This window comes from Coxiella endosymbiont of Ornithodoros maritimus, from assembly GCF_907164965.1.
Taxonomy (GTDB): Bacteria; Pseudomonadota; Gammaproteobacteria; order Coxiellales; family Coxiellaceae; genus Coxiella.
This window is the reverse complement of record NZ_CAJRAM010000036.1, coordinates 17,194-42,527: the sequence shown is the minus strand read 5'-3', so window position 1 is coordinate 42,527 and position 25,334 is coordinate 17,194. Positions and strand designations below refer to the sequence as shown.

Genomic DNA, 25,334 nt, shown 5'->3' with positions numbered 1-25,334 from the left:
CTGAACGCTATTTATATCATGATGGAAACTCACAATCCCCGTGGCTTCGGCCGTCTCAAAGCCTTCGATTCTTTGTCTGTCGGTAGGCAGCCTACGCACGAAGATGACGGGCTTTTTTTAACTACTTGACAAGTCGCAGCTGCTTATTCGTTGTTGACTGTTAGGTCTAATAAAATGAAATTTGTTACAGCCAATTGGAAGCACCTGCGCGGGGACGACGAGAGTTTGTCGTTCACACACAACTCATCCACCTAAATAACGGCCTTTACAATAGACCTCCTCGAAGGTCAGCAACGCCCCCGCCTGCATCACTTCTTTTTCTGCCCGATAGGGACATTTTCCCGCTATAAAACGTTGCAAATTAATTAACAGCCAGCTAAGCCACGTGCCCATTAAAACAGCAAAGGTAAGTGGTATCTGAGAGATTGATCCGCCGGCTTGCTGGTAGCCTTAGAGTAAGGCGTTATATCTTGTCATCGATTTTATCGTAGTGAACCACACTCCAATCGAACGCGCTTCCAAACATCTCCACCATGGGGGATAAGTCCCGCTGATTCCCCAATCAATAATGACAGGGTCGTCATCAGAGTTCCAAATAATATTCTGAGAGCTGATATCGCGATGACTGATCAGGCGAAATGGTTTTAGTCTGGCTGTTGCTTCCCGGCTTGCTTCGCTGACGGCGATTAATTCCGCTAATAATGATTGAAGTTTATCGCCGCTATTTATTTTTAAGGTACACTCCATATTAACCGCACACACCCACTCTGCCTTATTGAAGGGATAATCATAAAATAAATCGTTTAAAACGGTTAGATCAAATTGGCTAGGCGTGAGATTCATCTGGTGAAATTAAATAACAACCTCCCTATTTTCTCTGCTTGTTGTGGTAATATTTCATCGATGGACATTATACCTTTCCTTCTACCCACTCAAACAGTTAAAAATAATACGGACCCCTTTTAAGGCCGTAACAACAGGCAATTTTGCTTGCTGCAAATAGCGAGCGATTTTTTCAGTTTCTTCACAAGGGCGCTTGGTTGATGCTCGCTTTAAAGCGAAATGTCCTTTTTTCATTTCTATTTTCCAAACTTGGTTAATTTTACCAATTGATACCGCTCTAGGTTCATGAATCAACGGTCCGATAGAAAAATAAGAACTAATAGCATCCGTGATTGATAGGGTAAAAAGGAATTTTTTGTTACTCATTCTAATCTTATCTCAAAAACTAGCAATAAAATGGAAAAATAGATAGTTAAAAAATAACACACTTCAATAAAAGGGGGCATCTAAATAATGGAAGAAAGCTCAGATGTCGCTGATATCGCCTTTTCCTTCACGGAGAATAGTTGGTTCGCCGTCAACGAGATCAATCACAGTAGTCGGCTCCACCCCACAAACACCGCTGTTCACAATTAAATCAACTTGAGCGGTTAACTCCTGTTCTCTTTCACTGATCTCAGAAGGCGCCCACTGTTCTCCTGGAAAAATCAAAGTGACATTCATTAATGGTTCCTGCAGTTGTTCCAATATGGCCTGAATGACTCGATGATCGGGCACTCGGATACCGATCGTTTTCCGTTTAGGGTGTTGTAATTGCCGGGGGACTGCCCGCGTCGCCGATAAGATGAAAGTATAAGGGCCTGGCGTATGCGCTTTTAAAAATCGAAAAACGGGGTTAGTAATTCGTGCATACACAGCAATTTCGGATAAATCACGGCACAACAGCGTAAACGGATGAACTTTATTTAATTGGCGTAGCCGACGAATGCGCTCGGTCCCTGACTTGTTTCCTAAACCACATCCCAAGGCATACCCCGAATCGGTAGGATACACGAGGACGCCCCCAGCCCTAAAGGTTTCTACCACCTGCTTAACCAGCCGCGCCTGGGGATCGTCAGGATGAATATGAATTGTCGCCATAGCTTAATGATAGTATATTACGTAGGGCAAAAGCAGAGAGGCTCTTTTACCCTATGAAATTTTTATTTGATTACTTTCCCATCATTTGTTTTTTTATTGCTTATAAATTCTGGGGTATCTATATTGCCACGGCAGCAGCAATGGTGGCTTCTGCTTTACAAGTCGGCACTTATTGGATTCATTTCCGTCGCTTCGAAAAATTTCATGTGATTGCGTTAATCTTTATCCTATTTCTTGGCAGCTTCACGCTGGTTTTTCACAACGCCATTTTTATTAAATGGAAACCCACAATCGTTTATTGGATATTTGCCATTGTGTTGTTCGCTAGCCATTTTTTTGGAAAACACACCCTCGTGCATCGAATACTAAAAGAAAAAATCGAGTTACCTGCGAAAACGTGGTCGCGTTTAAATTTAAGCTGGGCTTTATTTTTTTTAGTTCTCGGCGTTTTAAATCTATTTGTCGTTTATAATTTTGATACTAATACGTGGGTCAATTTTAAATTGTTCGCCACTTTAGCGCTGATATTAATTTTCATCCTCGGGCAAGCTTTTTATATTACCCGACATACCCAAAACTTAAAAACGAATAACAAATGATGATGTACTACGGCATTTATTGTGAAGATTGTGACGATAGCTTTGAACGCCGCCGAAGCGTTCGAGAGGCCTATTTACTACGATTAAAAAAATTACACGAAAAAAATCGCTTTCTACTCGCTGACCCGCTATTAAATGAAGATAATGAAAATCCTATCGTCAGCGGTGTCAAAGGCTCACTCATCGTAGCAGAATTCGAAAATATTGATGTTGCTAGGGAATGGGCAGCAGCCGACCCTTATGTTACAGGCAATATCTATTCTCGCGTTACCATTTGTCCCTTTAAAAAAGTTTTCCTTGACGCCCATGAACCACCAACAACAAGCCAACCGGATTCAAAAACGACTCACAGAAGTTTTTAATCCTGAAAAATTAATCGTAACCGATGAAAGCCGTTATCACATCGGCCACCCCTTCGCCAAAGAAGGGAAAGGCCATTTTAAAGTAGAAATCACGGCAAAGGCGTTTAAAAATAAAAATCTTATCGAATGCCATCGATTAGTTTACGAAGCTTTGGCCGATTTAATGAAAACAGATATTCACGCTTTACAAATACTCGCAAGGGCAGCCAAAAGTTAAATTTCTTGTTTTTACCTTAACTACAAATACCCGAAATTTCTTTTCCTTTTTGAGTAGTCATTTCAGTCAGGCGCTTACAATTAGTCTCCTCTAGATAAAAAGTTAAAAAAACAGCGACAATTAAACTCAGCGGTAATATGCCTAAAGCTAATTGATAATTCTAAGCGTAAAATGAAATTCGATTAATGGCGTAATCCGACCAAGATAAATTCAATAAAACACTTATAAACGAAAGAGAAACCCCAGAAAATGTTACAACGGTATTGGTTAAAGCAATGCCTGTTGCGGTTAATGGATGAGGGCTTAATTCTCGACTGATAGAAAAGACAATCACTTGCGCTCTGCCAAATAAGCCTATAAAAAATAACGATAAAAATAATAATTCATGAGTTAAATTGGGCACATAGAGAATCACAGATAACAAGATGGCGGAAAAAGTGGCTCCCACCGTTAGAGGCACTCGTCGAGATTTGAGACTGTCTGAAATCCATCCTACAAACGGCGCTCCGCAAAACCAACCTAAATAGATTAAGCAAATACCTTCGGCTGCAATCGGCGGCGACAAATGATAAACACCTACTAAATAAGAGACGCCCCAAAAGTCTGCAAATCCAACCAAAGGAATAAATAATAGGCAACCTACCGCATGAGGTAATTGTTCCCGTGATAAAAACGAATCGATAAGTAGGGAGGTAAATACAAGCCATCTTTAACACCCCAATAAACGCAAAGGCTGAGCTCAACCCGACGAAAAATCGCCCGATATAAGTAAGCAGCAGACTTTCAGAGTTTGAAAATAAAAAATTGCCGAAACCACAGGCAACCAGGGCGCTTGCCAATAGAATTCGGGGATTAAAACGCTCCAACAAAATCCCTACGATAATTTGCATCGGCATATAGACGTAATAGTAAATACCCGCCAAATTACTGAGGGAAATGGCATCGAGCCGGTAGGTAATCAGCAAGTACGGAGCAATCACGCTGGGGAGAACGCGAAGCAGATAAGCATAAAAATAGAAAAGAGCCCTTAATCCGCAAATAACCCACGGGCCAGTATGGGGGGGGGAACGGCCCTTATTTAGTTAGATCGTCCATAGCCGCCCCAGATTACCATTTTTAACCATCAGTGAAAAGCCGCTTGTCACGGAGAGAAAATTAGACTATAGTTCAGCGATTCCGATGCCTGAAACATCAGTTAATTTTGAGAAAGTGCCATGAAGGAAAACATACATCCTCCTTATAAACAAATTAAAGTAACTTGCAGTTGCGGCAACACCTTTATGACCGGGTCTACTTTGGACCGTGAGCTTCACCTTGAAATCTGCTCAGCCTGCCATCCCTTCTACACTGGTCAACAAAAAATGGTGGATACTGCCGGGCGCGTCGAACGTTTCCGCAAGAAATATGCGAAACGCTAAGCCGCTAACGCTTAGCCTGAAAATAAAAAATAATCATTTCATTTCTAAGGGCTCATCAGCGACCTATCGATAATTGTCACGATGGATTGGTCCTCTTGTCGGGTATTTTCATGAAAAAACCGACGCCATTTTTTCGCGCAGGGCTGTCCTTGAAACAAACCATTCAAGTGACGAAGCATGATACAGGGGAACACCGTTCGCCAATTGTTTTGTCACATAAGACAGATGCCGCAATAAAACCCTTTTCGGGGTCAATGGCGTGTTTTTTTTCAAGCACTCCTTAGCGAAAGGTTGGCTTAGGCAAATCATCATCAAAGGAGGCGCAGAATAGCGGATTAGCATAGGCCTCTCGTCCGATCATTACCCCGTCTACTTCCTGCAAATGACTGTTAATTTGCTTCAATCGTTTTAATTCCTCCATTAATGATAATTTCTAACCACGAAAAATCCCGTTTAAGCTGATACACCATCAGGCACGCGAGCGGGGGAACGGTACGATTTTCCGCAGGACTTAAACCGTTTGGCCACGGTTTGCGCGCATAAATAATAAAAATCCGACAGCCTGCCTCAGCAACGGTTTTTACAAAATGGTATAAATGCTCATAGCTCTCTTGATCGTCCACCCCTGTCCGGGTCTTAACTGAAACTGGAATATTTGCCTCCGCACTCATGGCAACCACACAATCAGCCACTAATTCTGCTTTTTTTAACAGAGAAGCACCAAATCGGCCAGCTGTCACTCTTCCGCTCGGGCACCCTACATTTAAATTAATTTCCTCAAAACCCTTTTCTTCTGCCAGACGGGGCGCAAAGCGCTAATGATTGAGGGTCTGAAGCGCCCACTTGCAGTAGCAAGAGATGCTCTTCGGGTGAATAGTCCAAACAGCGCTGCCGCTTCCTCTTGAGCAAAGCGCCGGTTGTGACCATTTCCGTATAAAACAGCACGTGCCGAGAGATCTGGCGCATGAACATGCGGAAATGGCGATTATTGGTACATCCCATCATCGGGGCAATTGAGACACGGCGGTTTAGCATCGATCTATTGTATATTATTGACTGAATTTTAAGTAATAATAAGGACCGCCTATCTCTCTTGAAACAGGAAAGGGGAAAACAGCCGTTCTCTAGAATTTTAGAATACGCTGTTTCTGCCAGTAACCGATCTTAAAAAGTAGCCGTACGGCTCGATGTAGCCCAAGAACTGAGTAATTGTTTTTCCCCTTCCATATTCCCAGGAAAAATGAAGGCCTCTGCTAACTGTCTGGAATACTGACTCATTCCCGCTTCTTGAAGAATCTGATCGGTTAGCTGTGGTATAAAACCACGATTACTAAATTGAAGCTCCAAGAAGGGTATTTCTCCCAACTTTTTATTAGCCAATAATGAGGGCATTTTCATTAAGGAACGTCGCTTTTTTCAACAGGAATAATACCTTTATCTGACAAATAAGAGGCGCTATCTTCTATTAAGATAAATAGCTTTATTTTTTCTGAAGCAACGGTTTATCCTAATTTCAAACTAATAAATTCGAACCGTTCCGTTTCACCCACTATCGTCGCCGAATATTGGATATCAAAAAGATCTCTAAAAGTAGGACTCTCATTTTAAAGTACGAAAAAGAAGCCTTTTAACTCTTCTAACAGTTCCACCTCCTCACTCTTAAAGAAGATGGAAAAAAGCGGGTTAAGAAAGAACGTTCTGGTATGGGAGGCGTAGTAGTCGATCGAAAAATCTTGCACTATCCGAACAGCATAGCGTTTATCGAGTTCCTCGCCGCCAACATATTTAAATTCCTCGATGGGTATGGCTGTGTCAAGTTTTTTGTCCAAATAACTATTTTCTTCCACCATCCGAGACCTTATATGTTTCTATACTTATATCCCGATCGGGCTCATAAAATCGATGGGAGATGCGTTGTGCTACCGGTGAATCCATCGATATCCGTGGACCAAACTACCCCTCCCGATGCGCAGCACTATCAAGAGCAGGATTTCGTCGAACTAAGGCAGTTAACTCATTTTGAATATGGAGCGAAGCTAAGTCGTCTTTTCCCATTAATGGATGCACTATTTCATGAATAAGGTTTCGGAATCGTTGGAACGGCTGCCCTTCATAAGACAGATTTCCAAAGTGGTCATCACCCAAATAGCGTACTCCTCACTCTTCGATTCGGCGATTTAAATAAACGGTTTTCATCCTAAAATCAGCACAGCTACAACGTTTTGATGTAACCACGATACACCAGACGTTCTCTTCGGGAGTCTTGGCCGTAATTTATTAAACATTCTTCTTAGAGTAGGGCTCTTTTGGTACTAAGTGTGATAAAAATGCAGCAACTCAACTCCAATGCTTTCAGAACTTTCATCCAACTTGAAACACTTATCAAAATCTTCAAGGAAATTAAAATGAATTGAAAAATTATCAGGATCCTTAAAAAATTCCAGCGTTTCTATAACCATACATCGCTGTTTTAACTCTGCTTCGGATCAAGGTTCAATAAGAGAATATCGTTCTCGGCTTCTCAATCAAGTCACGGTAAACTTAGCCAGCTCATCAGAACTTTTAAAAATCCAAGGTTTTCTATAATCCACCCCCCATCTAAGAATCAATTTCATGATAAAACTTTCACTCCAGCTCCACAGCCGCCAATCGTTTCTCATCAGAGAGATAGACTAGTTGAGAGGCTCAACAACGGGGACCTCGGAAGGAGAGTTCACAACGACTTTCGGCATAGTTATAAAGGAATTTTGATTTAAATTGATAACCCCTTCTTTTGGCACATCGGCGAGAAAAAGACCTAATTTTTCTAGTGGTATTCTAACTGAAAAGGCTGCCATCTTTTCCCGTGCTGATAAGCGAGAAGCAGTAAATCCTTCCCGTGCTAAAGCTTCCTTCCCCTACCTCCTCTTCATCCCTTACGACGCTAGCGAGGCTATCCCGGTCTCCCACAACTATCATCCGTCAATTGAAAAATGGAGACCACCTAACAAAACTTTCTACCATTTTCTTTCTTGAACTCCCTTGACAATCAGTTCACCAAAGCCTATGATGGAAATCAAATAAATACAGTTTTTAACTTTATCTAGCCACATCTCGTGCTCCATAATCTCATTTTTATCTTTTGTAACAATTTGATTTACTTCTTCCTCAAAATCCTGAAAGGTTATTTTAACACCCCGATATTTTAACGACAGTTGAGCTCTTTCTCGAACCCAGGGGGCGTGAGCTAAGCGTCTCGTCAAATTTTTTCAAAAGCTTCTTTTTTTTCTGCAACTCTGCTTTTGGATTTATGAACCGAGCATTGCAATAAATCCAATTTTTTGGGGTCTGATCATTCGCCCCTACTTCCATTAAAAATTCATCGAGTCCACTTCCTTCGTGCTTATTAGTGGGACTGGGAACTTACCTCCCTACCAGGGGGCATACTTAAGTCTTGTGGATCCAGACTGAACAATAAAATAATGTCGTTTCTTTACAAAAATTTCATCTTCCAGCATACCGCGGTCTTTTAAAATTTCCACCTCTGCCTTTCGAGGGGTGAAGCCTAAATTTAATACTTTGGATTCCCGAGCTCCTAAAATTCTTTCAAATTCTCTAATCCCTCGAGCGAATAAAAATTGAAGCCTCCCTTTCCAATCATTTCCTTCGACAGGGATATTATTAGAATGAAAAAATGGATGAATGCGAATACTCGAGGCCAAATGGGAAACCGACTCTTGTTTTTTTCCACTCCCCTTGTTGCTCAATAAAAAGATGAATTAATTTCCACTTATCCTTAAATGTAGGAGGCGTTCAATGATATCGATTTTGGTAAATCCGTATCATAGCAGCGGCTAACGAATCCCAGAAAGACCCTTTTTCAAATTGGCTGCTTCCCCCCCTTCCCGCTGCTTAAAAAATTCTATAAGAAAATCCCGATGTTGGATTTAAGTTTCTCACTTTTCACCACGGGTGGATAATGATAGGGGCCCGTTGTATCAGGGAACTTTGAAAGGAACAAGGCGAAAGAGAGCATCAATTTTACAGTCATTTCGGAAGTAGCGTTTTATTTATCCGATCTGTTGTTTTAAATGCTTTTCTAATTCTTTATCGTTACCTTTAGTGTAATCTTTTTCGATAAGCAACGCAATTTTATTGTCGAGCTGAGGTTTAAACATTTATTAAGAAGACCATGAAACGGCGGTGTCACGACTAAAATAATATCTTGAAATAAATCAGACATTTGGCCGGATTCTAAATCGTTCACCATTTCACGAGCAAAACTTTCAGCTTCATATTTTTTAGGATTTGTCTGCTCCACAAAACTCCCGCTGCCTCGGCTTTCAGCGTGAAAATATCCCAGCCTGTCAGAAGCTATTTCTACATCACGAATCCGGCTTTCCGGATGCGTATATTCTTCAATTAATTCGAGGTTATCTTTCCCAGTAAGGAATTTTATTAACGGCAAATATTTTATAACTTTGCTTGCGTTAGCTACAACGATCCATGATTTCATAATGCCTATCCTTTTGAATTGCATTCGTCGATACAATTCATAAAACCAATTCAGTTTGCACAGCTTCGGCATCTTTCCTGGCGAAGTCCGCGTACCCAGAATTTCTTTTCCTTCTATTGTCACGCACCAACACTCTCCCGTGCTTTCATTACATTGCTTAAGAATATAATGACTGTAAAGGGTGTGCTTGGGAACATAAGTGTTTTCGGTTTTAACGTTTTCGCCAGTAAGGTTTTACGGATCTAAACACGAATTTTCTTGCCGAAGGTGATCGTGACGTTTAATCAAGGTGCTAAACGCAAAGATCAGAATTAGTAAAATTAAAATATAAAAAAGCTTCTCATAACAATCCGTTCACCTCTTCCTGCTCGTTTAATGCTCGTTTTTTCATTTTGACAGCATCGTTACGGGATTCGGCCAACTCGACCAAATATTCTTTTGTAATATTACCAGCAATATAATCTCCGGTAAAAACAGAATCTTCAAATCGTTCAATTTTTGGCTTATGTGGGTCCATAGCGTCGTTTATCGCTTGGTAAACATCTTCCAAATTTTGGTAGATTAACCAATCAGCGCCAATTGAACGCATCACTTCTTCACTCGATTTATTGTGAGCAATTAATTCATCGGCAGTAGGCATATCAATTCCATAGACATTGGGGTAGCGCACTTCAGGGGCCGCGGAAGCGAAATACACCTTTTTAGCACCCACGTCGCGCGCCATTTGGATAATTTCTTTAGAAGTAGTACCTCGCACAATCGAATCATCAACTAATAAAGCAATCTTATTGGCAAATTCGGCTTTAATGGCATTTAATTTTAATCGAACAGAGCTTCGCCGCATCGCTTGTCCCGGCATGATAAATGTCCGTCCGATGTAACGGTTTTTTACAAAACCTTCTGAATAAGGAACATCTAAGGCGCACGCTAATGCCTGCGCCGCATTCCGACTCGTGTCGGGGATAGGAATCACGACATCAATACCGTGGTCGGGACGCTCCCGTAGTATTTTTTGCGCTAGACTTTCACCCATACCAGAACGTGCTTGGTAAACCGGGATACCATCAATAATAGAATCCGGGCGCGCCAAATAAATGTATTCAAAAATGCAGGGAGAATGACTTACGAGTTTGGCACACTGTTCTCGATGAACGTTCCCCTCACGATCGAAATAAATAACTTCTCCGGGACCCACATCGTCAATGAGTTCAAAACCCAGTGCATCTAAAGCAATGCTTTCAGAAGCCAATATATATTCTGGCCCATTACCATTGTCACGCCGTCCGTAAACTAAAGGACGAACAGCATGGGGGTCCCTAAATCCGACAACACCGTAACCCGTAATAATCATTGCAGCCGCAAACGCGCCTTCCACCCTTTCATACACTTTCGTCATGGCTTTAAACAATTGTTTAGGTGAAAACTGAACACCTGCATAATGTTGTAATTCATGTGCAACAACATTTAATAAAATTTCCGAATCAGAAGTGGTATTTAAATGGCGCAGATCCGTACAGATTAAGTCGTTGGCTAATTCTTTCACATTAACCAAATTACCATTGTGCACGAGACTTAAGCCGTAAGGTGAATTGACATAAAACGGTTGCGATTCTGAAGGGCTTTCTGACCCCGTCGTGGGATAACGAACATGGCCAATACCCATATTACCCACTAAATGCAGCATGTGTGGCTCGCGAATCGCGTCGCGAACCAACCCATTCGATTTCCGTAAGAAAACGCGTTCACCATCGCTTGTCATAATCCCAGCCGCGTCTTGTCCGCGATGTTGTAAAATGGTTAAGGCGTCATAAAGGGCCTGATTAACGATACCATTGGCAATGATACCCACGATTCCGCACATGTTAAAAATTACCCACCCTCATTATTGACCTTCGAAATAGGCTGATCTGCCAACCAATGCGAAAATTGTTTAAATTGCAAAGGCAAGAATTGGTTCAACCAACTTACGATAGGTTGAAATTTAGGGGCTAATTGCGATTGCGCAATCGAACTCCCATCGTTGACGCTCCCAACACTAACGAACAACAATAAAACAGCAACAATTAAAAACCCTCGCCCAGCACCGAAGAAAATTCCCAACAATCGATCGCTTATGCTAAGACCCGTTTTCTTTAATAAAAGGTGAATAAGCATATTTAAAATAATACCGATAATGAAAATGGATAAAAATAAACTGATAAAGGCGACCGCGTATCGTATAGAAGAAGAGAAAATCCAGGTCTGCAAATATATTTGCATAGGTTCGACAAACTTAATGGCAACGATAATGGCAGTCACCCACACCACCAATGAAACAGCCTCTCGCACGAATCCACGAAAAAAACTGATAATAATCGAAAAAAGAACAATGCCGATGATCCCAAAATCAACCCAATTTAAATGAGAAAGGAGATGAGAGTTCATTTCACAAACTGCCTATCATCTTTCGTCATCCCAAAGGCGAAGAGTAACTCATATGAAGCCAATATGGGGCTACTCCCTGAATCTCTCCGCTTTCGCGGGGGGTGACGAAGTAATATTTTTTAATGACGCCATTTAATCGCATTTGTCGCTTCAATTTTTTCTGAATTTTATTAATTTTATCACGACTGATCTCAGGACCGATAAAAACGCGGGTAATGACTTTCCCTTCACGGCTCTTTTGGAGATAAGCATCGAACCCTTTGGCACGGAGCTGTTGCAGCAAATGCTTTGCATAGTCATGGTGTACAAAACTTGCTACCTGTATGATCCAAGCCGTTGGTGTTTTCGATAATAATGACTCCAAAGAATGAGTTTTTTTTGCTTTCACCACTTTTTTAGGCTTGGAAACGGGCACGGCGGGCGATGGCGAAGGCTTTACTATCGGTTTAGGAGTCGAATTTAGAGCATTTGTTGGTGACAGCGGCGTTTCCACCGGCGGCGGCGCAGAGGGCGGTAGCTGCAATTGAACTATCGGCTTGTCCGGAGCAGGCGGGATAATTGTTGTCATCGTTAAACCAGTCGAGGGACGGGGATTACGGAATAATAAAGGCAAAAATATCGCTACAATAGCCAGGAACACCAACGTGCCGATCAGCCGCTGCTTCGCTTTAACTTCCATTTTCAGCTCCCGAAAGGAAGTGTTTCGCCATTGCTACCGTATAAAAAGAACCAAACACCACCATTCGATCTCGTGGGCGGCAATCTCCAACTGCTTTCTTAAATGCATCTGCTACAGAATCGAAATTATAGCAACTTTCCACCTGAAGTTCAGATAATACATTTTGCAAATTCGCACTCGTCGCCCCCCGCGATTCTGACAAACTAGCAGCGTACCATTGATCGATGCAGGGCAGCATCGGCTTTAATGCACCAGGGATATCTTTATCCCTTAACATCCCTACCACCCCTAAAGTTCGGCCAGCGTGATCAGTTTTACGGAGCTGTTCCGATAGATAAGCTGTCGCTTGTGGATTGTGGGCCACATCAAAAACGATTGGTGCGGGAGTTTGAATCCATTCAAAGCGACCCGGCAGTACCGCGTTTTTGATACCGGCAATGAGGGAATGTTGCCTCACTGGCAATTGTGCTTGTAAACAATGAATCACCATCAAACTGGTCGCTACATTTTCGATTTTAAGTGACGGCAACGGTAATCCCTGATAACCCTGGGTAGGCCCTTGCCATTGCCAATTTTCTTTCGTGCTGACGGCAACAAAATCTTTGCCAAACTGGTAAAAAGGGGCATCCAACGATTCCACTTGATCATAAACGCTATTCGGAAGATTTGGATCGCCGCCTATCACGGGTTTATGACGCCGAATAATACCTGCTTTTTCCCGACCGATCGATTCACGATCTTCACCTAACCAATCGGTGTGATCGATGTCGATGGTAGTAATAACAGCCACGTCCGACTCAACGATATTCACCGCATCGAGACGGCCTCCTAATCCTACTTCCAACAATAAGATATCTAAATTTTGTTTTTTACAAATATAAAAAATCGCTAAAGTGGTAAATTCAAAAAAACTCAGCGGCTGATGGTTCCGGTTATCTTCAATAAATTTAAATGCTTCGATGAATAATTCGTCTGTTACGGGTTTACCATCGAGCCGCAATCGCTCATTAAATTGCAATAAATGAGGCGAGGTATAAGCAGCTACTTTATAACCTGCTGCTAAATAGATGCTTTCCAACGATTTAACTACCGAACCTTTTCCGTTAGTTCCCGCCAGAGTCACAACGGGACAAGCGAAATTATTCAACGATAATTTTTCAGCCAGAGAGGTGATCCGCGATAATCCCAAATCAATTTCACGCAAGTGAAGGGAATTGATGTAAGCTAACCAATTTTTCATGATTGGAGAATCTAACTTTTTTAATAAAGAAACTCAATAGATCTTATTAGGCAGCATAGCTTTTTAAGCTATTCAATTTGGATGCTTGCATTTTTAAGACCCTAAAATTAAATATTGTTAAAGCACTAGCCCTTTTAAACAGATTCTTCTGGCGGCAAATCCAGTGGGGGTTGGTGGGTTAATTTGGTAATGAGCGAGGTGATTGTGGATTTCAATTCACGACGGTCCACAACCATATCAATAGCCCCGTGCTCTAATAAAAATTCACTTCGTTGAAAACCTTCGGGCAAGGTTTGACGGATCGTTTGCTCAATAACCCGGGGGCCTGAAAATCCAATTAATGCGTTTGGCTCAGCAATAATGACGTCCCCCAGCATAGCCAAACTGGCAGAAACGCCACCCATTGTCGGGTCGGTTAGCACTGAAATATAGGGAAGCTTATATTCTGCCAAACGCGCAAGTACCGCACTTGTTTTCGCCATTTGAAATAAAGAAAATAAACCTTCTTGCATCCGCGCACCGCCACTCGTTGAAAAACAAACAAAAGGAAGCCTTTCGCTGATTGCTACCTCTACCCCAGCCGCAAATCGCTCTCCCACGGCCGCGCCCATCGAGCCGCCAACAAAAAAGAAATTGAACGCTGCAGCCACGATCGGGTTTCCATAAACATTACCCCTGTACACCACCAAGGCTTCTTTTTCTCCAGTAGCTTTCTGGGCAGCGCTAAGGCGGTCCTTGTATTTTTTGGAATCGCGGAATTTCAAACGGTCGACTGCCAAAATGTCTGCTGCTAATTCCTCCTGCTCGCCCTCATCCAAAAATTGCGCCAATCGTTTACGGGGGTCAATACGAATATGATAATAGCATTTCGGGCACACGTCTAAATTGCGCTCTAACTCAACTCGATAAAGCACCGCCGTACAAGAGGGACATTTATGCCAAACCCCTTCAGGCACACCTTTCTTCTTCGCTGTCGAAATTTTTGGTAACAATTTTGTAAACCAGTTCATCGCTGACCCTTCTAAAAGATAGCAAATTAGGGTAAAAAAAACGGTCCTAAGGGCGTGCGGGGCAGTTTGAAATGAGAAGGGTAATCGACCTCCACCAAATAAAGTCCATTCGGAGGAACCGTAACGCCTCCTAGCCGACGGTCTTTCGCTCTCAAAACCGTTCGCACCCAGTCAGGGTGCTTTTCACCGCTTCCAATCGCTATTAATACACCGGCAATATTACGCACCATGTGCAATAAAAATGCATTGGCTTGTACTTCAATGACTACCATACGCCGAATTCGATAAATTTCAATCTGAAGAATCTTCCGCACTGGTGTCCGCGATTGGCACCCTGCCCCCTGAAAAGAACTAAAATCGTGCTCCCCTATTAAATACTGCGCCCCCGCTTGCATTCGTTTTTCATCTAAAGAGCGATAATACCACCCAATCGCTTCTCGCAAAATAGCGGGGCGAATTTCATGATTATAAATGATATAGCGATAACGCCGCGCTATAGCGGAATAACGCGCATAAAAATCTTCATCCACCTCTTTCGCCCACAAGACACTGATATCGTGAGGCAAATTGCTATTAGCCCCAAAAACCCAGGCGTAATCGCTGCGATAGGCGGTCGTATCAAAATGCACCACCTGAGCGCTTGCGTGCACGCCAGCATCGGTACGCCCCGCGCAAGTGACAAAAACAGGATGGTTAGCAACAGCCGATAAAGCTTTTTCAACTTCCCCTTGGACTGTTTTTAACGCTTCCTGAACTTGCCACCCGTGATAGGCTGAGCCGTCGTATCGTATACCTAACGCGATTCGAGCCATTGTGCTCAAGGCAGGCTCTTTAAAAGCTCATCGGCCTCCTGGCGCTGTTCTTCATTCCCCTGTTTACTTACTTGCTTGAGCACTTTACGCGCTGATACCGGGTCTTCCATCGCAATATAAGTCCGAGCCAGATTGATTTTCGCGGGAATACTTTCAGCACTTCCCATGTAATCATATTCCGCCCCGTCAGCGCCGCCAATTGCTGGTTGATCATCCAAAACTCTTCGGTTTTTTTGATTTTTTCTTTTCCGCGGCCAAAGTGCCCACAGTATCAGAAGTAGAGCAAGGAGCATCCCGGTTATAGCTACCCTATAGCCATTTTCTCCTAAAATTTGCCTTAAATACAGAATCCATCCGTTAAAAGAGCTTTGAGATGGAGGATTTCGGGGTAGTTGAGAGACGGGGTGGCTGCCTTGTTTGAGCTGAATTAACTCTTGATTAAGCAACGTCACTACTTTTTCCAAGCTTTGTAATCGCTGCTGTAATTGTTGGTTTTGACTATTCAGTTGCTCCAAGAGACCGTCTGTTTGCTGCTGAAATTGCAAACTATTTTGGTTCAATTGAGTAAGTTCTGCCTGAACTATAGCCGAAGAGTCATGGCTCACAACCGCATTAGCGGATGCAGAGACGTCATCCGTACTTGGTCCTATTTCAGTTTCAAACGCTGACTTTTTAGAAGCAGGGCGGAGAGCCGTAAAGGCGGGATTTTTAGGTGTCTGATTTTGAGATGTATTATCGGGACTTTTATTTTCGTTCAATTCTGGAACTACCTTAGCTGCTGATCCCTCAGCTTGAGAGGCTGCAGGTAAAGTCACCGACAGGGGGGAAGTTTGGTTATCGGCTTTTTGAAAGGATTGTACTGGTATGCTTCCATTCATTTCGGACACCGCAGCCAGACTAAGCATAGGAATGAAAAAGATAATAGCAAAAAAAAGATACCGTTTCACCGATAATCTCCTGCAATTTCAACAAGCTTAAACTATATCAAATTTGTATCTGCCCAGGTAGTTTCAATTTAAAAAAGTAAAGTGTACTCTTTTTTTCACGCTATTTAATCAGCTCTTTGATGCAATCTCTTGCATCTACACCTACCTCATCACCAGCGGTTACGAGCGAGAGGCTTTATTGATCGATCCTGTCCTGGAACAGATGCCATTGTATATTAGGCCTTGATGAATTGAAATTAGAGGTGGTCTTGAGCATTGGAACGCACATCCACGCAGATCACATCACCGCCACTACCTCGCTTCAAGAAAAATTTCAGAGTCAAATTGGCATGGGTAAAATAAGTTGCGCCGAACACGTTAATTTAAAAACTAAAGATAACGAAAAAATCACGATTGATGGCATTCAATTAAGAGCCTTACACACTCCCGGGCACACTCAGGATTCCTATAGTTACTTGATGGATAACCGAGTATTTACAGGAGATACCTTACTAATTCGCGGTACCGGACGTACGGATTTTTAAAGTGGTGACCCTTATCAACAGTATGACAGTTTATTTCACAAATTATTAAAATTGCCCGATGCCCTTCAAGTTTATCCCACTCACGATTACAAAGGCATGGCAGTGAGCACCATTGGGGAAGAAAAACACTATAATCCCCGCTTGCAGGTGAGCGGACAGAAGAATATGCTACCCTTGTGAACCATTTGGATTTACCCAAACCGGGGTTAATGGGGGTGGCTTTGCGAGCAAATTTGCAATGCGGGAGACAATTATTCAAAAAACTTTTGTAAAACCTTTAGTTCTTATCACAGTCGCTATCGCTCTTATCATTTCAGCGATAGCGCTTGCTCTTTCCAAACCCGCTGTACCCAAAGCGATAACCATTAATACCAAAGGCCAACCCACCTTGGGAAACCCTGCTGCGCCTGTGCATATCGTGACTTTTGAAGATTTAAAGTATCCGAATTGCGCCAGATTCAACGTAGAGGTTCTTCATGCCATTAAGAAAAAATATATTAACACTGGTGTCGCTAAATATACCCTAATAACGCTAGCTTTTTTGCCGGGTTCTCCCCCCCGCTGGCAACGCTGCTTTGTGCCTTTATTAAGCAAAGTAAAAATTATTTCTTCCCTTTTGTGAGTTACCTTTGTCAACGTCAACCCAACGAGACTCAAAATTGGGCAACCACCCACAGGCTATTACAATTTGCGCGTAATTCAGTGCGTCAAGTGAATATGAAACAACTCAGTAAGTGTATTTTCAGCAGCCACTATTCTGATGCTTTACAAAAAAATTTAAAAATTGCGAAAAAAACAATGAATCCGGTAGCAACGCCGGCTGTCTACGTATAGAAGCTTTAATCAAAGAGGCGCAATCTCGAGCCTAAAATTGATGCTTTCCCGTTTATTAAAAAATTACAGCCTTTATTTTGCATGGCTAACCGCGCTAATCACAACATTAGGCTCGCTTTATCTTAGCCTCCTCCGCCATATCCCGGTGTGTGATTTATGCTGGTATCAACGGGTATGTATTTACCCATTAACCATCCTATGTAGGAATTGCAGCTTATCGGACGGATCGAGTGGTGGTGAAATATGCTCTACCACTAGTGGTCCTGAGTTTTTTTATTTTCGGTTTATCAATATTTACAACAAATGATCTCTGGATTTGCCCCTATCGACTTATGTACTTCAACAAGCTCTCATTGCAATGAAATTCATTGGGAAATTTTTGGATTTATCACACTCCCCTTTCTCGGAATGCTGGCGACCTTAATAATGAGCTTTTTTTAATTATGGCCCTTTATTCATTAGACAAAGGCTTAGCCAATTAATCAAGTTCGAAACGATTTTCTTCTGCCAATTTCTCCCCGTAAGCATTTAAGCGTTTTATGTTCTCTGAAGAGATATTATCAATAAACTCGCTATCGCTAGCCATCGCAACACTAAAATAATAATAATCCAAACGTTAACCCAGGACGTCACTTTCATCAATATTTGAGAGAACTCGATTTGCGTCGATGGACTGTGCGTTGAAAAACATCAGTAACAAACTGCACCACCAACCTAATATTTCCCGATCCGTAGCTTGCTTGCTACTAACAGAAGGAATCTGGTGCCCCGTTCCAATCGGGGCTAGAAGATAATTTGACTTTGGATAACAAGCAAAAGCTCGAGCCAGCCCGGTTAACGATGAATTAGGCGTATAAATACCCCAATCGATTGTGATATCTTCGGGATATTTATCACGAATAGATCGTACGCCCATAGCCGGAAAAAATAAGAACACTTGTCGCCGCATTTAACACGGCCCACAAATAATAATGCCGCACTTCTTCGCTGTAGCCCTTAAAAAGCCGGGGCGCTCTCTCTTTTAGGGAATAAGCAGTAATAACTGTCGGTAGTAATAATTGAGCGAACAAGGTGAAGCCAAAGTGACGCTTTAATATTTGTTCCTTTCTATCATAATTTTTTAGTACTTCGGCTACGGTAAATCGAGGATTAGCGTGGGCATCTGGCGTTAATAATTGAGCCGCAATCAGACAACCCGTCGAGGTAGACGTTACAAAATCAAATAATTTCGAGATGGGTTTGCCGATAACCTTCTCTAAATATTGTAATACGTGAGCCGTAAGAATGCCCCGAATTCCGCCGCCATTGAACGAGAGAATCTGAATAATTTTGACACCTTTGGGAATAGGACGATGGGCCACGTGAACGTCATCACTTAATGGTAAATGACTGTCTTGCAACACGGTAGGTTGATATAGACGATAATTTCTGTAAATAAATACGGCGAAGACAAGCAAAACAATAAAAATTATCCAAAAGGTTATTTTTGTCTTTCTTAAGATTTCTCGGTTTTCCTTACCCTTAGTCTCAGAAAAGACGATCCTCACATTTCTTTGCTAACAAACTCCATTAATTGTAGGGCTAAAGTTTTTTTTGTCGTCACCGGCAATTTTTTGGTTTTACCTGAGCGCATTATAAGGGTGACTGCATTTTCATCGCTGCAAAGCGCTGACACCTCGTTGACCACAATTACATCCATGCTCTTTTTCTGCAATTTTAATTTCGCATTCTCAATGGGATTATCGGTTTCTAATGCAAATCCTAGCACGAAAGGTTTATTCGATAATCTCCCTATTTCTGAAATGATATCAGGATTTCGCACTAAATTAAGCGCCCAATTTGCATCGGATTTTTTAAATTTTTGAGGAGAGAAATTTTTTGGTCGATAATCGCTCACCGCCGCAGCACCAATAAACAAGTCGCATTCTGCCGCATGTTTTATAACGGCTTCAAACATCTGGATAGCGGTAGTAACATCAATTCGATTGATTTTTTGAGACACTTTCAAAGGAGTCGGGCCACTCACTAAAGTGACATTAGCACCCATGGCTAATGCAGCTTCCGCCAAAGCGAACCCCATTTTCCCCGAACTGCCATTGGTTAAATAGCGCACAGGATCGATGGCTTCTTGCGTTGGCCCTGCGGTTATTAATACCTGTTTCCCCGATAACACCTTTTCCATGCTATGAATTGCCAATTGATTAATTAATTCCTCGGGCTCCAGCAATCGACCCGGTCCATAATCACCACACGCTTGCTCGCCCGTTGCAGGACCAAAAATGTGAATTCCATAATCGCGTAAGCGATCCACATTTGTTTGGGTAATTTTATTGCGCCACATTTGTTGGTTCATCGACGGCGTTACAGCGATTGGTGCTTGCGTGGCTAAGCAAATGGTTGTGAGCAAATCATCCGCCCGTCCATGAGCCAGCCGCGCAATGAAATCAGCACTCGCCGGAGCAATCAACACGAAATCAGCCCACCGCGCCAAATCAATATGCTCCATTCCCATCGGACTATCCGAAGAAAATAAATCAACTGCAACTGGATGTCCGGATACGGCTTGAAAAATTAAGGGCGTCATAAATACCTGCGCTGCCGACGTCATCACCACCCGAACCAAAGCGCCTTTTTCTCGCAAACGTCGCACTAACTCTACGCTTTTATAAACGGCAACAGCGCCGGTAACGCCGATTAGTAATTTTTGATTAGAAAACATATCAAAAAGAATACCTTTTTTAAAGAATCTACTTAATGACCCATCGAGCGCACTCGCGGCTTCTCTTCCTTTTCATCTTCAAAATGCACTCCGGGCTGAAATAAAGAAGGTTTTTTCATAGGTAAAGCGAGACTCTCTAAAAGATAGATAGTTTCTGGCATTGGGTTGACCTTACTCAAAACTGAAAAAATAGCGCACTCCACATCCGCCACCTGACCCCATGTCCCCAGCTTTTGAAATGGTGAATTCAATTCTTTGTAAGAGCCTTCAAAAAAGTAATGAAATCTGGACGCACTGATAATTCTTTTTCTTTGAGTTTCTTTTCAATAATATTAATTTTGCCACCCTTTGAAATCACTTCTCCTCCACCGTTATCTAGGCCCTCACCCCAATAACTTGTAAAAATAACTTTATACCTTTTGATCGCTATCCCTTCTTCTCGCAATTTCTTTAAAACGGAAAAAGTCGAAAACTCATCTCCTCGTTTCCATTCTTCAGGGGTGGACGGCTCAGATCGGGCAGTAATAATGAAAAATTCCGTCTGCGGGTAACGCTGCTTTATGCCTTTCAATTTATTTATAACGTTAGCAAATAAAGTCGTTTTTCTCTTATTATACGTTTTATACGTTGCTAATCGATCCAACAAGGTATTATCAATATCAACAAAAACATTCACTCGTTTGTCTTGTTCCGGCCCAGTAAAATCCTCTGTTCTCCAGCGATCCTGTTTTTGTGAAAAACCATAAAGCCCGAGATCAGCCTGCTTGTAACAAGGCACCGGCTTCCAACGGAACACCCTTTTAAGTTTTTCACGAAAACAATAATTACTGGATAAAGCAATAATTTGACCATAACATGGGTTAGAAACTTCATCCCATCCGAGGTTAATTTTCTTATTGTCTATGTTATAGATAATAAATCCATGAAACATTGAGATACCTAAACCCCACTCCAAACTCTCCAAAGTTAAACCATTTATTTCTTTTTCTCTTCGGAGATAAAAATAGTCGTCCTTTTCTTCCAGGATCAAGAATAATTGAGCTTTATCTATTATTTTTTCTAAGTGGGGATACAGATAGCGGCTAATCTCTAAAATCAATTTTCTTTTGTCGTGAATTTGAATTCTGAGAAGGTCATTTATATCAAGCATCACTAAACGCGGTTTCTCTGATCCCAAGTCTGGCCTGATCATAATCTCTCACTCTACCTTTCCGCTCGGCGGCGTTCATGTTCTTTTAATAATTTTTTACGTAAACGAATAGCCACTGGGGTGATTTCGACTAGCTCGTCATCGGCAATAAATTGCAAGGCTTGCTCTAAGCTAAACTTAATCGCTGGCGTTAAAATAATATTTTCGTCGCTACCGGCAGCGCGAATGTTGGTAAGCTGCTTTTCACGGCAAACGTTAACGACTAAATCATTATCCCGGGAATGTTGGCCCACAATCATGCCTTCGTAAACCGCCTGCTGGGGAGCAATAAATAAATTACCCCGCGATTGTAAATTCCATAATGCGTAAGCAGTTGCCACACCCTGACTATTCGATATTAGCACGCCACGGTGACGAGTTTGTAAAGACTCCTCAATTAACGGCGCATAATGATCAAATACGTGATACATGACGCCCAACCCCGATGTCAGTGTCAAAAAGTGAGAATGAAAACCAATCAATCCGCGCGTGGGAATGAGATAATCCAATCGCACTCGCCCTTTTCCGTCAGATATCATATTTTTTAAATCGCCTTTGCGCTTTGCTAAATTTTGGATAATATCGCCTTGATGTTCTTCATCAATATCCAAGACTAAATTTTCAAACGGTTCACATTCAATGTCATCGACCATTTTCTTAATCACTTCGGGACGCGACACTGCAAATTCATAACCTTCGCGACGCATATTTTCAATTAATACCGATAGATGAAGTTCACCTCGACCTGACACAACAAATTTATCGGCATCAGCCCCAGAGGCAATGCGCAACGCGACATTTGCAATTAATTCTTTTTCTAGTCGTTCTTTAATTTGTCGGCTCGTGAGAAATTTACCTTCACGCCCTGCAAAGAACGAATTATTCACTTGGAAAGTCATACTAACAGTCGGCTCATCCACCGTTAGCGGAGGGAGTGCTTCTACCTGCTGTGAATCGCAGAGGGTATCCGAAATTCGAAGATTTTCGATACCCACCACTGCGACGATATCACCCGCTTCTGCTGTTTCGATCTCAACTCGCTGCAACCCTAAAAATCCCAATAATTGTAATACACGCCCCGAACGCCTTTTCCCTTCGCGGTCAATAATAGTAACAGGTGTATTCCATTGAATCGTGCCACGCTGAATACGCCCGATTCCAATAGCCCCCACATAACTCGAATAATCCAGTGACGAGATTTGCATTTGAAAAGGGCCGTTTAAATCGACCTGAGGCGGGGTCACTTTTGAGAGAATAGTCTCAAACAACGGCGTCATATCCGTCGATGGATAAGAGAGATCCAACGTCGCATACCCCTTCAAAGCAGACGCATAAATAACAGGAAAATCCAACTGGGCATCGGTGGCATCTAGACTGAGAAATAAATCAAACATCTGTTCCACTGCCCAGTCGGGACGCGCGCCCGGACGGTCAATTTTATTCACCACTACAATGGGCTTCAAACCCCATGAAAATGCCTTACGCGTTACAAACCGTGTTTGCGGCATAGGGCCTTCTACCGCATCCACCAATAAAAAAACCGAATCGACCATCGATAAAATACGCTCAACCTCACCCCCAAAATCCGCGTGGCCAGGCGTATCTACTATGTTGATCCGGTAATCCCGCCAGCGGATCGCCGTGTTCTTCGCTAAGATTGTAATCCCCCGCTCCCGTTCCAATATATTAGAATCCATCATCCGCTCCACCGGCGCGGCCCGCTCATTCAATGTCCCTGACTGCTGAAGCAACTGGTCAACGAGCGTTGTTTTCCCATGGTCCACGTGGGCAATAATGGCAATATTACGGATATTTTCGATCATGCTTTACCTCTTCCTTCCTCTTCATAGAAAGGAGGAGTCTTTTTAGCATAAAGTGGGGTTTACTGCTAATGAATTATATCGAATTGACGCTCAAACAAATTATATTAAAATTAAACAATTCTAATTGAACGAGGCCCCTGCTATGCAAAAATCACTCCAACAAAAACCTTTCATGGCTAGCTTTGATAGTCTGTATTCCCTTAACCCGCTATGCTACACCCTAGCTCTCCTAGCCCCTCCAAAATAACACCAACGCAACTTTCACTATCCAAAAAGCCCCAGGCACGGCCGGCCAATTCTGCGCCCACATCGGGCAATCTACCCTCCCTAAGAAAATTGAGCCCATTGGTACAATTAATAATTAATATTAAATATGATCGAGACAAAAATGGCAGGCACTACGGAGGAGATCCTTATTTAAGATTTTATATCCGATTGCCAGATGGCTCTCTTCCCTCCTAACTATCTTGTTTATATTAGGTTGAACGCAGGCCAAACAAGACACCCCGGTTTAAATTACCAATACATTATTAAATCCAATGGCTATTTTTTAGTGAAAACCGGAGGCGACTCTACCGGCTATAGCAACGTTACCCAAGCCGTTATCCAAAAAACCTCTTAAAAAAGCCCGTAGGTTGGGTTGAGCTTGCGAAGCCCAACAAAATAGGGAAACAATACAATATCCCAGAGTCCTACTCAAGTGTTCATTGTTCGGCCGAAAAAGATATTTTCCTACCAACTGCTCTGCTAAACTTGATAAGGATAATGATTGCTCTGGAGAATAAAATTTTATACTGTTGGGCTTCGCAAGCTCAACCCAACCTACGGGCTGTCCGTTCAAGATAGAAAAGGTAAAGCGAAAGACTATCAGGTCAGATAGTTTTTACTACAACTTAAACGGGAGGAAACTAATGAATAAAGCAGTATTTGATAAGTTTGTTGTGATTTGTTACAAGATGAGGAAGATGATTGGGTGGCTTCCTTGTCCGGAGACTAAATACGCATGACATTAACCTCTGACGATATTCAGCGCTATGCACGCCATTTACCGTTAATTGGTCACGAAGGACAAACACATTTATTCGCTGCAAGAATACTTTGTGCAGGTGCGGGTGGTTTGGGGGCATCAGTGCTGCAATATTTATCGGCAGCGGGGATCGGCACCATAGGTATTGCCGACGGGGATCAAGTAGAGTTATCTAATCTTCAGCGGCAAGTAATTTTTTCGCCTGATGATATCGGAAAAAATAAAGCGATGGTGGCTGGAAGCTATCTTAGCCGATTTAATCCATCATTAAAGACTATTGTTCACGAAGAATTCTTAAATGAAAATAATGCCACAAAAATTTTAAAAGACTTTGAACTTGTTATCGATTGTAGCGACAATTACCGTACGCGTTATTTACTGAATGATATCTGCATTCAACTCAAAAAACCGTTGATTTCCGCCAGTATTTATCAATTTCAAGGTCAGTGTAGTGTTTTCAATTATAAAGAGGGGCCTTGTTATCGTTGTTTATATGAAGAGCCTCCGCTTGAAGAGCTCATCCCCAACTGTGCATTTGGTGGCGTTTTAGGCGTATTGCCTGGTATTTTAGGCTGCATTCAAGCCACAGAAGCGATCAAAATTATATTGCATAAAGGAGAGGTATTATCAGGACGATTATTAACAATCGATGCCTTGTCTATGAGAATACGTGAACTTATGGTTCCTAAGAATCCCCAATGTCCCTGCTGCTACGAAGGTAAATCAGCTCTCAATTTGTTTTTAAATACCGATAATTCAAAAAAAATTCGTGAAATAGAGGTCCAAAAATTGGTACAATGCTTGGAAAATCAAAATGATGATCATCTTTTACTGATAGATGTGCGTGAGCCCTATGAACGAGAGATTTGCCACATCGGTGGACAGAATATTCCATTACGTGAACTCGATACCCGTCAAGCGAACCTTCCCAGAAATAAATTCATCATTTGTTATTGTAAATCAGGACAACGTAGCCGTCGCGCTGTTCAACTGCTCATGGATAACGGCTTTACCAACGTCAGCAGCTTGCAAGGAGGCATTATGGCATGGATAAGTTCCATCGATCATTCACTGACGAAATATTGATAGGGG

General features: G+C 42.2%; 22 protein-coding genes and 9 pseudogenes. 8 read left to right on the top strand and 23 right to left on the bottom strand.

Translation table 11 applies throughout. The features are described 5' to 3' along the window. Window positions 1-243: 243 nt before the first annotated feature. A pseudogene (locus OWO34_RS04325) lies at window positions 244-1,209 on the bottom strand (phosphotransferase enzyme family protein). 99 nt (window positions 1,210-1,308) lie between these two features. Next, window positions 1,309-1,923, bottom strand: a complete 615-nt coding sequence (locus OWO34_RS04320) for an L-threonylcarbamoyladenylate synthase (protein ID WP_267256676.1) — start codon at window positions 1,921-1,923, stop codon at window positions 1,309-1,311. 53 nt (window positions 1,924-1,976) lie between these two features. Between OWO34_RS04320 and OWO34_RS04315 the strand changes: the two genes are divergently transcribed. Next, window positions 1,977-2,522 (top strand): septation protein A, encoded by a 546-nt coding sequence (locus tag OWO34_RS04315; protein WP_267256675.1) that lies wholly within the window; start codon window positions 1,977-1,979, stop codon window positions 2,520-2,522. Between the two features lie 2 nt (window positions 2,523-2,524). After that, window positions 2,525-3,101 (top strand): annotated as a pseudogene (locus tag OWO34_RS04310) (BolA/IbaG family iron-sulfur metabolism protein). A gap of 16 nt (window positions 3,102-3,117) precedes the next feature. On the opposite strand, the pseudogene OWO34_RS04305 reads toward OWO34_RS04310, so the two are convergent. Beyond that, window positions 3,118-4,196: pseudogene (locus OWO34_RS04305) on the bottom strand (MFS transporter). 119 nt (window positions 4,197-4,315) lie between these two features. Here OWO34_RS04305 and rpmE point away from each other — a divergent pair. Beyond that, on the top strand, window positions 4,316-4,519 hold the full coding sequence (gene rpmE / locus OWO34_RS04300; RefSeq protein ID WP_267256674.1) for a 50S ribosomal protein L31: 204 nt from the start codon (window positions 4,316-4,318) through the stop codon (window positions 4,517-4,519). Window positions 4,520-4,563: 44 nt separating this feature from the next. On the opposite strand, the pseudogene dusA reads toward rpmE, so the two are convergent. The 3 genes and pseudogenes from dusA to OWO34_RS04285 form a co-directional block, all read right to left on the bottom strand. Beyond that, window positions 4,564-5,554: pseudogene (gene dusA / locus OWO34_RS04295) on the bottom strand (tRNA dihydrouridine(20/20a) synthase DusA). A gap of 129 nt (window positions 5,555-5,683) precedes the next feature. Continuing rightward, window positions 5,684-5,911, bottom strand: coding sequence for a hypothetical protein (locus OWO34_RS04290; protein WP_267256673.1), 228 nt, complete (start codon window positions 5,909-5,911; stop codon window positions 5,684-5,686). 212 nt (window positions 5,912-6,123) lie between these two features. Beyond that, a complete protein-coding gene (locus tag OWO34_RS04285; RefSeq protein ID WP_267256672.1) occupies window positions 6,124-6,369 on the bottom strand; it encodes a hypothetical protein in 246 nt (81 codons plus the stop codon). A 12-nt stretch (window positions 6,370-6,381) separates the two neighbouring features. Here OWO34_RS04285 and OWO34_RS04280 point away from each other — a divergent pair, with 12 nt between their 5' ends. After that, window positions 6,382-6,600, top strand: coding sequence for a hypothetical protein (locus OWO34_RS04280; RefSeq protein WP_267256671.1), 219 nt, complete (start codon window positions 6,382-6,384; stop codon window positions 6,598-6,600). 591 nt (window positions 6,601-7,191) lie between these two features. On the opposite strand, the gene OWO34_RS04275 is transcribed toward OWO34_RS04280, so the two are convergent. The 11 genes and pseudogenes from OWO34_RS04275 to OWO34_RS04220 form a co-directional block, all read right to left on the bottom strand. Continuing rightward, window positions 7,192-7,356, bottom strand: coding sequence for a hypothetical protein (locus OWO34_RS04275; protein WP_267256670.1), 165 nt, complete (start codon window positions 7,354-7,356; stop codon window positions 7,192-7,194). A gap of 159 nt (window positions 7,357-7,515) precedes the next feature. Then, window positions 7,516-7,761 (bottom strand): hypothetical protein, encoded by a 246-nt coding sequence (locus tag OWO34_RS04270; protein WP_267256669.1) that lies wholly within the window; start codon window positions 7,759-7,761, stop codon window positions 7,516-7,518. An 836-nt stretch (window positions 7,762-8,597) separates the two neighbouring features. After that, window positions 8,598-9,014: a host attachment protein gene (locus OWO34_RS04260; RefSeq protein WP_267256679.1), complete on the bottom strand. Its 417-nt coding sequence runs from the start codon at window positions 9,012-9,014 to the stop codon at window positions 8,598-8,600. An 18-nt stretch (window positions 9,015-9,032) separates the two neighbouring features. Next, window positions 9,033-9,341: pseudogene (locus tag OWO34_RS04255) on the bottom strand (thyroglobulin type-1 repeat-containing protein); the annotation flags it as partial. A 13-nt stretch (window positions 9,342-9,354) separates the two neighbouring features. Further along, complete coding sequence (gene purF / locus OWO34_RS04250) at window positions 9,355-10,875, bottom strand: amidophosphoribosyltransferase (protein WP_267256668.1); 1,521 nt, start codon at window positions 10,873-10,875, stop codon at window positions 9,355-9,357. A gap of 8 nt (window positions 10,876-10,883) precedes the next feature. Next, window positions 10,884-11,438, bottom strand: a complete 555-nt coding sequence (locus tag OWO34_RS04245) for a CvpA family protein (RefSeq protein WP_267256667.1) — start codon at window positions 11,436-11,438, stop codon at window positions 10,884-10,886. A gap of 69 nt (window positions 11,439-11,507) precedes the next feature. Beyond that, window positions 11,508-12,123, bottom strand: a pseudogene (locus tag OWO34_RS04240) (SPOR domain-containing protein). Then, the gene (gene folC / locus OWO34_RS04235) at window positions 12,107-13,357 is read right to left on the bottom strand and encodes a bifunctional tetrahydrofolate synthase/dihydrofolate synthase (protein WP_267256666.1); all 1,251 of its coding nucleotides are present in this window, start codon (window positions 13,355-13,357) and stop codon (window positions 12,107-12,109) included. The pseudogene OWO34_RS04240 and the gene folC overlap by 17 nt, the downstream one beginning before the upstream one ends. A gap of 134 nt (window positions 13,358-13,491) precedes the next feature. Beyond that, a complete protein-coding gene (gene accD / locus OWO34_RS04230; protein ID WP_267256665.1) occupies window positions 13,492-14,367 on the bottom strand; it encodes an acetyl-CoA carboxylase, carboxyltransferase subunit beta in 876 nt (291 codons plus the stop codon). A gap of 26 nt (window positions 14,368-14,393) precedes the next feature. Then, entirely contained in the window at window positions 14,394-15,179 is a 786-nt protein-coding gene (gene truA, locus OWO34_RS04225; protein ID WP_267256678.1) for a tRNA pseudouridine(38-40) synthase TruA, read from the bottom strand. Window positions 15,180-15,184: 5 nt separating this feature from the next. Continuing rightward, window positions 15,185-16,126, bottom strand: a complete 942-nt coding sequence (locus OWO34_RS04220; protein WP_267256664.1) for a FimV/HubP family polar landmark protein — start codon at window positions 16,124-16,126, stop codon at window positions 15,185-15,187. A 124-nt stretch (window positions 16,127-16,250) separates the two neighbouring features. On the opposite strand from OWO34_RS04220, the pseudogene OWO34_RS04215 reads away from it, so the two are divergent. From OWO34_RS04215 to OWO34_RS04205, 3 pseudogenes are all read left to right on the top strand, one after another. Then, a pseudogene (locus OWO34_RS04215) lies at window positions 16,251-16,922 on the top strand (MBL fold metallo-hydrolase). Between the two features lie 38 nt (window positions 16,923-16,960). Then, window positions 16,961-17,481: pseudogene (locus tag OWO34_RS04210) on the top strand (thioredoxin domain-containing protein); the annotation flags it as partial. 40 nt (window positions 17,482-17,521) lie between these two features. Continuing rightward, window positions 17,522-17,966: pseudogene (locus OWO34_RS04205) on the top strand (disulfide bond formation protein B). 134 nt (window positions 17,967-18,100) lie between these two features. Here the strand turns inward: OWO34_RS04205 and OWO34_RS04200 are convergent. Genes OWO34_RS04200 through typA form a run of 6 tightly spaced genes read right to left on the bottom strand, consistent with a single transcriptional unit; the run spans window position 18,101 to window position 23,215 of the window. Then, on the bottom strand, window positions 18,101-18,400 hold the full coding sequence (locus OWO34_RS04200) for a patatin-like phospholipase domain-containing protein (RefSeq protein ID WP_267256663.1): 300 nt from the start codon (window positions 18,398-18,400) through the stop codon (window positions 18,101-18,103). Then, the gene (locus OWO34_RS04195) at window positions 18,378-19,031 is read right to left on the bottom strand and encodes a patatin-like phospholipase family protein (RefSeq protein WP_267256662.1); all 654 of its coding nucleotides are present in this window, start codon (window positions 19,029-19,031) and stop codon (window positions 18,378-18,380) included. Before OWO34_RS04195 ends, OWO34_RS04200 begins: the two co-directional genes overlap by 23 nt. Continuing rightward, entirely contained in the window at window positions 19,028-20,203 is a 1,176-nt protein-coding gene (gene coaBC / locus OWO34_RS04190; RefSeq protein ID WP_267256661.1) for a bifunctional phosphopantothenoylcysteine decarboxylase/phosphopantothenate--cysteine ligase CoaBC, read from the bottom strand. Before coaBC ends, OWO34_RS04195 begins: the two co-directional genes overlap by 4 nt. A 32-nt stretch (window positions 20,204-20,235) precedes the next feature. Next, window positions 20,236-20,454, bottom strand: coding sequence for a hypothetical protein (locus OWO34_RS09510; RefSeq protein ID WP_323808265.1), 219 nt, complete (start codon window positions 20,452-20,454; stop codon window positions 20,236-20,238). Next, on the bottom strand, window positions 20,451-21,356 hold the full coding sequence (locus OWO34_RS04185; RefSeq protein WP_323808264.1) for a hypothetical protein: 906 nt from the start codon (window positions 21,354-21,356) through the stop codon (window positions 20,451-20,453). The genes OWO34_RS09510 and OWO34_RS04185 overlap by 4 nt, the downstream gene beginning before the upstream one ends. A gap of 50 nt (window positions 21,357-21,406) precedes the next feature. Next, a complete protein-coding gene (gene typA / locus OWO34_RS04180) occupies window positions 21,407-23,215 on the bottom strand; it encodes a translational GTPase TypA (RefSeq protein WP_267256660.1) in 1,809 nt (602 codons plus the stop codon). A gap of 1,003 nt (window positions 23,216-24,218) precedes the next feature. On the opposite strand from typA, the gene moeB reads away from it, so the two are divergent. Further along, entirely contained in the window at window positions 24,219-25,328 is a 1,110-nt protein-coding gene (moeB, locus tag OWO34_RS04175) for a molybdopterin-synthase adenylyltransferase MoeB (RefSeq protein ID WP_267256659.1), read from the top strand. Window positions 25,329-25,334: the final 6 nt, after the last annotated feature.

What these genes read in the sequence shown, in the direction of transcription:
- OWO34_RS04320 (WP_267256676.1), bottom strand. Translation starts at nt 1,923, where the DNA reads ATGGCGACAATTCATATTCATCCTGACGATCCCCAGGCGCGGCTGGTT.
- OWO34_RS04315 (WP_267256675.1), top strand. Translation starts at nt 1,977, where the DNA reads ATGAAATTTTTATTTGATTACTTTCCCATCATTTGTTTTTTTATTGCT.
- rpmE (WP_267256674.1), top strand. Translation starts at nt 4,316, where the DNA reads ATGAAGGAAAACATACATCCTCCTTATAAACAAATTAAAGTAACTTGC.
- OWO34_RS04290 (WP_267256673.1), bottom strand. Translation starts at nt 5,911, where the DNA reads ATGCCCTCATTATTGGCTAATAAAAAGTTGGGAGAAATACCCTTCTTG.
- OWO34_RS04285 (WP_267256672.1), bottom strand. Translation starts at nt 6,369, where the DNA reads ATGGTGGAAGAAAATAGTTATTTGGACAAAAAACTTGACACAGCCATA.
- OWO34_RS04280 (WP_267256671.1), top strand. Translation starts at nt 6,382, where the DNA reads ATGTTTCTATACTTATATCCCGATCGGGCTCATAAAATCGATGGGAGA.
- OWO34_RS04275 (WP_267256670.1), bottom strand. Translation starts at nt 7,356, where the DNA reads ATGGCAGCCTTTTCAGTTAGAATACCACTAGAAAAATTAGGTCTTTTT.
- OWO34_RS04260 (WP_267256679.1), bottom strand. Translation starts at nt 9,014, where the DNA reads ATGAAATCATGGATCGTTGTAGCTAACGCAAGCAAAGTTATAAAATAT.
- purF (WP_267256668.1), bottom strand. Translation starts at nt 10,875, where the DNA reads ATGTGCGGAATCGTGGGTATCATTGCCAATGGTATCGTTAATCAGGCC.
- OWO34_RS04245 (WP_267256667.1), bottom strand. Translation starts at nt 11,438, where the DNA reads ATGAACTCTCATCTCCTTTCTCATTTAAATTGGGTTGATTTTGGGATC.
- folC (WP_267256666.1), bottom strand. Translation starts at nt 13,357, where the DNA reads ATGAAAAATTGGTTAGCTTACATCAATTCCCTTCACTTGCGTGAAATT.
- accD (WP_267256665.1), bottom strand. Translation starts at nt 14,367, where the DNA reads ATGAACTGGTTTACAAAATTGTTACCAAAAATTTCGACAGCGAAGAAG.
- truA (WP_267256678.1), bottom strand. Translation starts at nt 15,179, where the DNA reads ATGGCTCGAATCGCGTTAGGTATACGATACGACGGCTCAGCCTATCAC.
- OWO34_RS04200 (WP_267256663.1), bottom strand. Translation starts at nt 18,400, where the DNA reads ATGGGCGTACGATCTATTCGTGATAAATATCCCGAAGATATCACAATC.
- coaBC (WP_267256661.1), bottom strand. Translation starts at nt 20,203, where the DNA reads ATGTTTTCTAATCAAAAATTACTAATCGGCGTTACCGGCGCTGTTGCC.
- typA (WP_267256660.1), bottom strand. Translation starts at nt 23,215, where the DNA reads ATGATCGAAAATATCCGTAATATTGCCATTATTGCCCACGTGGACCAT.
- moeB (WP_267256659.1), top strand. Translation starts at nt 24,219, where the DNA reads ATGACATTAACCTCTGACGATATTCAGCGCTATGCACGCCATTTACCG.